The sequence below is a fragment of the Rhizobacter sp. genome, from assembly GCF_031412495.1.
In the GTDB taxonomy this organism is placed as follows: Bacteria; Pseudomonadota; Gammaproteobacteria; order Burkholderiales; family Burkholderiaceae_C; genus Schlegelella_A.
Map to the genome: position 1 here is coordinate 1 of NZ_JANODC010000069.1, position 8,951 is coordinate 8,951.

The window sequence follows — 8,951 nt, forward strand, 5'->3', positions numbered from 1 at the left end:
GGCAGTGCCCGCGACCACGCGCGCATGAGCCGGCTGCGCAGCGAGGCCGATGCCGTCCTCGTCGGCGGCGCCACCTTCCGCAACTGGCCGCATCCCGCCCTCCCGGACGAGCCCGACCGGGCCCGCCTGCGCGGGCGGCCCTGGAACGTCGTCGTCACGCGCAGCCTCGACGTGCCGCTCGAGCCGGGGTTCCTGGCCGAGGCGGCGATCCGCCCCCTCTTCCTGACGCGCGCCGGCTCGGTGCCCGCTGGCTTCGCGGCCGAGGTCGAGGCCTGGCCGGGAGAGGGCGACCTGCCGGTGGCCTGGATGCTCGAGCAGCTCGCGCGGCGCGGCGTCGAGCGGCTGCTCGTCGAGGCCGGCGGCGACCTGCTGTTCCAGTTCCTCGCCGCCGACGCGATCGACGAGATGCACGTGACCCTGTGCCCGCTCGTCGTCGGCGGGCCGGCGCCGTCGCTGGTCGACGGCGAGGGCTTCGACCGCGACCGGCTGCACCGGCTCGAGCTGCTCTCGGCCGAGGTCGAGTCCGACGAGGTCTTCCTCCACTACCGCAGCCGGAGAGGGACGTGACGATCACCATCCGCCGCGTCGGGCCCGACGATGCCGCGGCCTTCCCCGCATGATGAACGAGCCCGAGGTGTACGCCGGGTTGATGCAGATGCCGCACACCAACGAGGAGCTCAACGAGCGCGCGATCGCGCTCTACCGCAAGTTCGGCTTCGAGGTCGAGGGCAGGCACCGCGGCTATGCGATGCGCGACGGCTGCTATGTCGATGTCTTCGCCATGGCCCGGCTGCATCCCAGGCCGCCGGTCATCGGGCAGGCAGCGCCGTGAGCAGTCCGGCCCGCGCAAGGCTGGCGTCCCGGGTTGCAGTCGCGGTCTGCGTCGCCTGGTCGGCGTTGCTGCCTGCCTCGGCCGCCGCCCCGGAGCGCGTCTCGTTCCCCAGCCTCGACGGGGCGGGTCGTGCGCCCGTCGTCCTCACCGGCTTCTTCTTCGCCGCGCCCGGCGAGCGGCCGGCTGCGACGGTCGCCCTGTTCCACGGCTGCGGCGGCGCCTACGACCGCCAGGGCGGGCTCGGCCAGCGCATGCGCGACTACGCCGCGCTGTTCAACGGCCGCGGCATGCACGCCCTGGTCGTCGACTCGCTGACGCCCCGCTACGAGAAAGAGCTCTGCACCCAGCGCACCGGCAGCCGCCGCGTCACGATCGCGCACCGGCGCATGGACGCGCTCGGCGCCGTCTCCTACCTCGCCGAGCGCAGGGATGTCGACCCGGCGCGGATCGGCCTCGTCGGCTGGTCGAACGGCGGCAGCGCCGTGCTCGCAGCGACCAACGGGCGCCACCGCGACGTGGCCTCGGCACCGCTCAAGCCGGCGTTCGCGATCGCCTTCTACCCGGGCTGCGAGAACGAGCTGCGGCGCGGCTACGAGCCGACGGGGCCGCTGCTCATCCTGCTCGGTGAGCTCGACGACTGGACCCCAGCGGCACCCTGCCGCGATCTCGCCCGCAAGGGCGTCGACCCGAAGCCGGAGATCGAGAGCTATGCCGGCGCCTGGCACGGCTTCGACTCGGCGGCGCCGGTGCGCCTGCGCAAGGACGTGCCGAACGGCGTGCGCCCGGGGCAGGGCGTGCACGTGGGTGGCCATCCCGAGGCCTGGCGTGCCTCGCGCGAGCGCCTGATTCGCTTCCTCGACGCGCACTAGGCGCGGCAGCGGCGCGAGCCGGTCCGCGCCGGCCCGCCGCGACTAGTCGGCCGCGGCCCAGAACACAGCGAACCAGCCGAGCGGATCGGTCCAGTGCTGCGGCCTGCGAAAGCCCGCCTCGACGAGCATCGACTCGAACGCTCCGAGCAGGTACTTGCACGAGTTCTCGGTGTGGATGCGCTCGCCCACAGTGAAGCGGCGCGAGCCGCCGGGCCAGGCACAAGTCAGGGCCTCGCGTGCCTCGAGGTGCATCTCGATGCGTGAACGGGCCTCGTCGAAGAAGGCGACGTGGCGCCACTGGCGCGGATCGAAGTCGCTGCCGACCAGGCGGTTCAGGTGGCGCAGCGCATTCAGGTTGAAGGCGGCGGTGACGCCGAGCGGGTCGTCGTAGGCGGCGTCGAGCACTGGCTTCGGCTTGACCAGGTCGACCCCGATCAGCAGCCCGCCGCCCGACGCACGCGCGCGGACGCGGCGCAGGAAGGCGAGCGCGTCCGCTGGCGTGAAATTGCCGATGCTCGAGCCGGGGTAGAAGAAGACCGGCCGCTGCTCGCCGACCACGTCGGCCGGGAGCTCGAGCGCCGAGGAGAAGTCCTGGCCGAGGCCGACGATGTCGAGGCGCGGATGCTCGCGCTGCACCTGGCGCAGCGCGTCGCGCAGGAACTCGACCGAGACGTCGACGGCGACGTAGCGGCGCGGCTCGAGCAGCGGGAACAGGCGCAGCGCCTTGGCGCAGTTGCCGGCGCCGAGGTCGACCAGCGTCATCGCCGAGCCGATCGCCGCGCCCATCGTCGCGCCGTGCGCCTCGACGATGGCCGCCTCGGTCCGCGTCGGGTAGTACTCGGGCAGTTCGGTGATGGCCTCGAAGAGCTGCGAGCCGAGCCGGTCGTAGAAGAACTTCGGCGCCAGGCTGGCGCGCTCGGCGCAGAGCGCCGCGAGCGTGGCGTCGCGCTCGGCCGCGGCATCGGCCCGCCAGGTCTGGATGAAGCGCGGCGTCTTCGATTCGGCCATGCGCGCACCTTAGCGTGCAATCGCCCAGAATGCAGGCCATGGCCATTCGCCGCGCTGCCGCATCGCCCGACCGGGGTCGCCGCCATGCCCTGCGCGCGGCGTCGCTGCTCGGCCTCGGCGCCTGCGGCGTGCGGCCTGCGCTCGCTGCCCACGCCGTTCGGCCGTGGCCGCCCGGCCGGCCGGTCCCGCCCTTCGACCTGGTCGACCTGAACGGCAAGCGCTGGCGCCTCGAGCCGCTCAAGGGCCAGGTGGTGGTGCTGAACTTCTGGGCCACGTGGTGCGAGCCCTGCCGCATCGAGATGCCGTCGCTCGAAGCGATGGCGGCGCGCCGAGCCGCATCCGGCGTGACCGTACTGACGGTGAACTACAAGGAGGCACCGGAGGTGATCCGTCGCTTCCTCGAGCGCCTTCCGCTCAAGCTGCCGATCCTGCTCGACGCCGACGGCGACGCGACCTTCGACTGGACCCCGCGCGTCTTCCCGAGCACGGTGCTGATCGGCCGCGACGGCATGCCGGTGCAGGTGGTTCTCGGCGACCTGGACTGGGCCGGTGCCGAGGCGAACGCCTTGCTCGACCCGATGGTCGGCGCGCGCGCCAAGAACTGAAGGGAGCGCCATCGCCTTGGGCACCGCCTTCGCTGCCACCGCCGAGCTCGCCGGCCGCCATCTGGTGCTCGGCCTGTCCGGCGGCATCGCCTGCTACAAGGCGGCCGAGCTGGTGCGCGAACTGGTCAAGGCCGGCGCCACGGTCCAGGTCGTGATGACCGAGGCGGCGGAGCACTTCATCACCGCGACCACGCTGCAGGCGCTGTCGAACCGCAGCGTCTACACCAGCCAGTGGGACGGGCGCGAGGCCAACAGCATGGCGCACATCAACCTCACCCGCGAAGCCCACGCTGTGCTGGTCGCGCCGGCGAGCGCCGACTTCCTGGCCAAGCTGCTGCACGGCCGCGCCGACGACCTGCTCTCGCTGCTGTGCCTGGCCCGGCCGCTCGAGCGCTGCCCGCTGCTCGTCGCGCCGGCCATGAACCGCGAGATGTGGGCGCACCCGGCCACGCAGCGCAACGTCGCCCAGCTGCGCGGCGACGGCACGACGGTGCTCGGCCCCGGCAGCGGCGACCAGGCCTGCGGCGAAGTCGGCGACGGGCGGATGCTCGAGCCGGCCGAGCTCCTCGCCGACGTGATCTCGTTCTTCCAGCCGAAGCGGCTCGCCGGCCGCAGCGTGCTCGTCACGGCCGGGCCGACCTTCGAGCCGATCGATCCGGTGCGCGGCCTGACGAACCGCTCGAGCGGCAAGATGGGCTTCGCCATCGCCCGCGCCGCCGCCGAGGCGGGCGCCGACGTGACCCTCGTCGCCGGCCCGGTCGCCCTGGAGACGCCCCGGCACGTGCGCCGCGTCGATGTCGGCACGGCCCAGGAGATGCACGCGGCCACGCTCGCGGTGGCGCCGCAGAGCGACGTCTTCATCGCCACCGCCGCGGTCGCCGACTGGCGCATCGCCGGCGTCTCGACGGCGAAGATCAAGAAGACCGCGGGCCATGCGACGCCCGCCTTCGAGCTGGTCGAGAACCCCGACATCCTGGCCAGCGTCGCTGCCTTGCCGTCGCCGCCGTACTGCGTCGGGTTCGCCGCCGAGAGCGACAACCTGCTGGCGCACGCGCGCGAGAAGCTGGCCAGGAAGCGCGTGCCCTTGATCGTTGCCAACCTCGGCCCGGCGACCTTCGGCCGCGACGACAACACCTTGACGCTGATCGATGCCGAGGGCGCGCGCGAGCTGCCGCGCGCCGGCAAGCTCGCGCTCGCCCGCCAGCTGGTGGCCGAGATCGCATCGCGCATCGCCGGGCGCCCGCCGCGCGGGCGCTGACGACGTGGTCGCGATCGAAGTCCGGATCCTCGACCCGCGCATGGCGGACCGGCTGCCGGCGTACGCGACCCCGGGCAGCGCCGGCCTCGACCTGCGCGCCTGCCTCGACGCGCCGCTGATCCTCGCGCCCGGCGAGGCCCGGCTGCTGTCGACCGGCCTGGCGATCCACGTCGCCGACCCGAACCTCGCGGCGATGATCCTGCCGCGCTCCGGCCTCGGCCACAAGCACGGCATCGTCCTCGGCAACCTGGTCGGCCTGATCGACTCCGACTACCAGGGGCCGCTCATGGTGAGCTGCTGGAACCGGGGGCAGTCGCCGTTCACCGTCGAGCCTTTCGAGCGGATCGCCCAGCTGGTGATCGTCCCCGTCGTCCAGGCGTCCTTCCGGGTGGTCGACGCCTTCGACGCGAGCGGCCGCGGCAGCGCCGGGTTCGGCTCCACCGGTCGCGCCTGACGCCCGGCAGCGCGGCGGTGTACCGCTCGGCGGCTGGCCCGGCCCCCGGGGTCACAGGGTGTTCCCCAGCCATCACAATCGCCGACGCATGAAGAAGTCGCTGATCGGCTGGCTCGCCGTGGCCGTGCTCGTGGGAGCCGGGGCAGGCTACGTCTTCGTGCGCGGCAAGCCGGCGAGCCCGGCGGACGGCGTCGCCCCGGCAGCGGCGAGAGCTTCCGGGCCAGGCGCGTCCGGCGCCGGTGGCCCGCCGGTGAGCGTCACGACGGTGGCCGTGCAGAAGCGCGACGTCCCGGTCGTCCTCGAGGCGACCGGCACCGTCTCGGCGCTGAACAGCGTCGAGATCCGGCCGCAGGTCGCCGCGGTCGTCAACAAGGTGCACATCCGCGAGGGTCAGTTCGTCAGCGCCGGCCAGCTGCTCTTCACGCTCGACGCCCGCAACGACGAGGTCAACGTAGCCAAGGCCCGGGCCCAGCTCGCCAAGGACCAAGCGGCACTCGCCGACGCCGAGCGGCAATTGGCGCGCAGCCGCGACCTGTTCGCGCAGAACTTCATCTCGCAGAGCGCGGTCGACACGACGCAGACGCTCGTCGATTCGCAGCGTGCCGTCGTCGCCTCGAGCCGCGCCGCGATCGATGCGGCCCAGGTCGGGCTCTCCTACAGCCGCATCAAGGCGCCGGGCGCCGGGCGAGCAGGGGCCATCAACGTCTTCGCCGGGAGCTACGTCCAGCCGAGCTCCGCGCCGCTGGTGACGATCACCCAGCTCGACCCGATCGCCGTGGCCTTCAGCCTGCCGCAGCGCAACCTCGGCGACGCCCTGGCGACGCTGCGCAGCGGTGGCGGCAAGGTGCTCGCGGTCCTGCCCGAGAGCGGCGGGACGATCGCTGGCCGGCTGCAGTTCGTCGACAACGTCGTCGAGGCCAGCTCGGGATCGGTGCGCGTCAAGGCCGAGTTCGCCAACAAGGAGGAGCGGCTCTGGCCGGGCGCCTTCGTGGCCGTGCGCCTGGCCGTGCAGACGCTGAAGGACGCCAGCGTGATCCCGCAGGCGGCGATCATCGAGAGTCCGCGCGGCAGGGTCGTCTACGTCGTCGACGCGTCGAACCGGGCCGCGGCCCGCCTGGTCGAGGTCGTCCATGCCAGCGGCGAGGACGCGGCCGTGACCGGCGTCCGGCCCGGCGAGCGCGTCGTCGTCGAAGGCCGCCAGAACCTGCGCCCCGGGTCGGCGGTGATCGACCGGCCGGCCGGCGCTGCCGCGGGCCGGGGACGCAGCGCAAGCGCCGCGGCCTCGGGCCCGTCGCCGGCACCGTGAGGAGGTCGCCATGAACCTGTCCGAGCTCTTCATCCGGCGGCCGGTGCTGACGGTGCTGCTCAACCTGGCGATCGTCGTCGCCGGCGCCATCGCCGTGAGCAAGATTCCGGTCGCCGCCCTGCCGAGCTACAACACCCCGGTCATCAACGTCTCGGCGCAGCTGCCCGGCGCCAGCCCGGAGACGATGGCGACGTCCGTGGCGCTGCCGCTCGAGAAGCAGTTCCAGACCATCCCCGGGCTGGCCATCATCAGCTCGGCGAGCACGCTCGGGTCGACCTCGGTGACGCTCGAGTTCGACCAGAACCGCGACATCGACGCCGCCGCCGTCGACGTGCAGGCTGCGCTCCTGCGCGCGCAGCGGCAGCTGCCGCAGGACATGACCGTCCCGCCGTCGTACCGGAAGGTCAATCCGGCCGACGCGCCGATCCTGTTCCTGGCGATGACCTCGCCGTCGCTCAGCCTCTCGGACCTGAACGACTTCGCCGAGCACCTGGTGTCGCCGACGCTGTCGACCATCGAGGGCGTGGCGCAGGTGAACATCTTCGGCCAGAAGCGCTACGCCGTGCGGGCCCGGGTCCTGCCCGACGCGCTCGCCGCGCGCAACATCAGCCTCGACGAGCTGACCAACGCGCTGCGCGAAGCCAATGCGAACACGCCGGTGGGTACCCTGGAAGGTCGCTCGCAGACGCTCACCCTGCAGGCGAACCAGCAGCTGCGCAACGCGGCCGAGTTCGCCGACCTGATCGTCAGCAACCGCAACGGCAGCCCGGTCCGCCTGCGCGACGTGGCCCAGGTCGAGGACAGCTTCGAGACCGTCAAGACCGCGGCGACCTTTAACGGCGAGACCTCGATCTCGCTGGCCGTCCTGCGCCAGACCGACGCCAACACGGTGCAGGTGGTCGACGCCGTGCGCGCGGCGCTGGCCGGCTTCCAGTCGCAGCTGCCGCAGTCGGTGCGCATCAGCCTGGTCAACGACCGCTCGGTCTCGATCCGCGAGGCGCTGCACGACGTCACCCTGACGATGTTCGGGACCATCGTCCTCGTCGTCCTGGTGATCTTCCTGTTCCTGCGCCGCTTCGTCGCCACGCTCATCCCGACGCTGTCGCTGCCGGTCTCGCTGATCGGCGCGGTGTCGCTGCTGTGGGCGTTCGGCTACACCATCGACAACATCTCCCTGCTCGGGCTGACGCTGGCCGTCGGGCTGGTCGTCGACGACGCCATCGTGATGCTCGAGAACATCATGCGCCACGTCGAGGAGGGCGTGCCGCCGTTCCAGGCCGCGCTGCGCGGCTCGCGCGAGGTCGGCTTCACGATCAACTCCATCTCGAGCTCGCTGATCGCCGTCTTCATTCCGATCTTCTTCATGCCGGGCGTCATCGGCCTGCTGTTCCACGAGTTCGCGGTCATCGTCTCGCTGGCGATCCTGGCCTCGGCGTTCGTTTCGCTCACGCTGGTGCCGATGCTGGCCAGCCGCTTCCTGAAGAACGACACGCAGATGAAGCGGCCCGGTGCGCTGGTCCGCTCCTTCGAGCGCGGCTTCAACGGCCTGCTCGGTGCCTACACCCGGACCCTCGACCGGGCCCTGGCGCACCGGCCGCTGGTCCTCGTCGTCGCCCTTGCCACCTTCGCCGCCACGGCCTGGCTCTTCGTGACCATCCCCAAGGGCTTCTTTCCCCAGGAGGACATCGGCCAGATCCGGATCACGACCGAAGCCTCCGAGGACACGTCGTTCCCGGCGATGGTGCAGCTGCAGAGCCGCGTCGCCGCCATCGTGCGCGAGGACCCGAATGTCCAGACGGTGAACTCGTTCAACGGCGGCGGCGGGGCGCAGAACACCGGCCGGCTCTTCGTCAACCTCAAGCCGCGCGGCCAGCGCCTGCCGATGAAGGAAGTCATCGAGGGCCTGCGCAAGAAGGTGCGCGAGGTGCCGGGCATCACCGCCTACATGCAGCCGATCCAGAACCTGCAGCTCGGCGGCCGGCCGAGCAAGGCGCAATACCAGTACATCCTGCAGAGCGTGAAGGCCGACGAGCTGAACGACTGGGCCCAGAAGCTGCAGGAGCCGATGCGGGCCGACCCCATGTTCCGCGACGTGACGAGCGACTCGCAGCTGAAGGGCCTGCAGGCGTCGCTGCAGATCGATCGCGATCGCGCCAACACGCTCGGCGTCTCCATCGAGGGGATCCGCAATGCGCTCTTCAGCGCCTTCGGCGAGCGCCAGGTCTCGACGATCTACACGCCGGTCGACAGCTACCAGGTGATCATGGAAGTCGCGCCGAGCGCGAAGCAGGACGAGAGCGCCTTCAGCAACATCTTCGTCCGCTCGTCGACGGGAGCGCTCGTGCCGCTGTCCAGCTTCACCACCGTGACCCGCTCGGTCGGGCCGACCTCGATCAACCACGTCGGCCAGCTGCAGGCGGTGACGGTCTCGTTCAACCTCGCTCCCGGCGTCGCGCTCGGCGACGCGACGGCGAAGAGCGAGCGCTACCGCGAGCAGATTGCCCTGCCGGCCTCGGTGATCACGCGCTACGGCGGCGATGCGGCGGTGTTCAAGAGCTCGCAGGGCAGCCAGGCGATCCTGATCGTCTCGGCCCTGCTGGTGATCTATGTCCTGCTCGG

At 71.8% G+C, this 8,951-nt stretch carries 9 protein-coding genes; 8 read left to right on the forward strand and 1 reads right to left on the reverse strand.

Going from position 1 to position 8,951, the window contains the following annotated elements:
• From AC30N0_RS02510 to AC30N0_RS02520, 3 genes are all read left to right on the forward strand, one after another.
• Window positions 1–567, forward strand: a 567-nt coding sequence (locus AC30N0_RS02510; RefSeq protein ID WP_489516361.1) for a RibD family protein, incomplete at its 5' end; no start/stop codon positions are given.
• A gap of 49 nt (window positions 568–616) precedes the next feature.
• Window positions 617–832, forward strand: a complete 216-nt coding sequence (locus tag AC30N0_RS02515) for a hypothetical protein (protein ID WP_489516362.1) — start codon at window positions 617–619, stop codon at window positions 830–832.
• The gene (locus tag AC30N0_RS02520; protein WP_489516363.1) at window positions 829–1,701 is read left to right on the forward strand and encodes a dienelactone hydrolase family protein; all 873 of its coding nucleotides are present in this window, start codon (window positions 829–831) and stop codon (window positions 1,699–1,701) included. Before AC30N0_RS02515 ends, AC30N0_RS02520 begins: the two co-directional genes overlap by 4 nt.
• Window positions 1,702–1,743: 42 nt before the next feature.
• On the opposite strand, the gene egtD is transcribed toward AC30N0_RS02520, so the two are convergent.
• Entirely contained in the window at window positions 1,744–2,709 is a 966-nt protein-coding gene (egtD, locus tag AC30N0_RS02525) for an L-histidine N(alpha)-methyltransferase (protein WP_489516364.1), read from the reverse strand.
• A gap of 38 nt (window positions 2,710–2,747) precedes the next feature.
• On the opposite strand from egtD, the gene AC30N0_RS02530 reads away from it, so the two are divergent.
• The 5 genes from AC30N0_RS02530 to AC30N0_RS02550 form a co-directional block, all read left to right on the forward strand.
• Window positions 2,748–3,314 (forward strand): TlpA disulfide reductase family protein, encoded by a 567-nt coding sequence (locus AC30N0_RS02530; RefSeq protein WP_489516365.1) that lies wholly within the window; start codon window positions 2,748–2,750, stop codon window positions 3,312–3,314.
• 16 nt (window positions 3,315–3,330) lie between these two features.
• The gene (gene coaBC, locus AC30N0_RS02535; RefSeq protein WP_489516366.1) at window positions 3,331–4,572 is read left to right on the forward strand and encodes a bifunctional phosphopantothenoylcysteine decarboxylase/phosphopantothenate--cysteine ligase CoaBC; all 1,242 of its coding nucleotides are present in this window, start codon (window positions 3,331–3,333) and stop codon (window positions 4,570–4,572) included.
• Window positions 4,573–4,576: 4 nt separating this feature from the next.
• Window positions 4,577–5,026: a dUTP diphosphatase gene (gene dut / locus AC30N0_RS02540; RefSeq protein ID WP_489516367.1), complete on the forward strand. Its 450-nt coding sequence runs from the start codon at window positions 4,577–4,579 to the stop codon at window positions 5,024–5,026.
• A gap of 88 nt (window positions 5,027–5,114) precedes the next feature.
• Window positions 5,115–6,332 (forward strand): efflux RND transporter periplasmic adaptor subunit, encoded by a 1,218-nt coding sequence (locus tag AC30N0_RS02545; protein ID WP_489516368.1) that lies wholly within the window; start codon window positions 5,115–5,117, stop codon window positions 6,330–6,332.
• A 10-nt stretch (window positions 6,333–6,342) separates the two neighbouring features.
• Window positions 6,343–8,951: efflux RND transporter permease subunit (locus tag AC30N0_RS02550; RefSeq protein ID WP_489516369.1), on the forward strand; the 2,609-nt coding region annotated here is incomplete at its 3' end.